At 64.0% G+C, this 847-nt stretch carries 1 protein-coding gene and 1 pseudogene; both read left to right on the plus strand.

All coding sequences use genetic code 11. The features are described 5' to 3' along the window. Positions 1 to 447 (plus strand): annotated as a pseudogene (locus AC0L30_RS43040) (N-acetylmuramic acid 6-phosphate etherase); the annotation flags it as partial. An 11-nt stretch (positions 448 to 458) separates the two neighbouring features. Then, positions 459 to 847 (plus strand): SIS domain-containing protein (locus AC0L30_RS43045; RefSeq protein WP_473406796.1); only part of this gene is annotated, 389 nt, incomplete at its 3' end.

Raw genomic sequence — 847 nt, forward strand, 5'->3', positions numbered from 1 at the left:
TCGGCAAAGTTTCCGGTGCTGATCGAGACCGGCCGCGAACTGATCGCCGGCTCCACGCGGATGAAGGCGGGCACCGCGCAAAAGGTCGTGCTGAACCTGATCTCCTCAGGAATCATGCTGCGCCTTGGCCGGGTGTACCGCGGCATGATGGTGAACATGCAGCCGACCAATGCCAAGCTGAAGCGGCGCGCCGAGGCCATGGTGGCGCAAATCGCGCGCTGTGATCCGTCGCACGCAGCACACTGGCTTGAGCAGGCCGAGGGAGACATCAAGACGGCAGGCCTGCTGGCGTTGGGTGTCGACAGGGTCGATGCCGAGACTATCCTGAAAAACTGTGACGGCAATCTTCGGCGCGTGTTTGCCGAGCTCGCCGGGGATCGTGACTCGCATCCTGACCGGCATCCCAAGGAAGCGGCGCGGAAGCAAGGCGGAGCGCGCGAGCCGTGACGACATCCGCGATGGCGAGCGAAATCGGAGAAAGCGCGGATGTTGTTGCCAATATTGTTCGTAACCGCCCCGCAACGCGCGACATCGCACAGCGAATTGGGATTGGCTCTGCGCCCCTGTGCGTCGTATGCGGTCGGGGAAGCTCCGGGCATGCCGGGGTTTACTTGAGATACCTTGTCGAGACGCGGCTCCGCCTTCCCGTTTCAGCCAGCGCTCCTTCGGTGATCACGGCTTTTCGCACGCCGTTGATGCTGCGCCATGCGCTGTTCATCGTGATCTCGCAATCCGGGCGCAGCCCCGATCTTGTCGCGGCGACCAGATCGGCGCGCGCCGCGGGCGCCCGCACCATCGCCATCCTCAATGCGACGTCGTCGCCGGTGGCTGACGAAGCGGAATTCGT

The organism is Bradyrhizobium sp. MI1.11, from assembly GCF_055811255.1.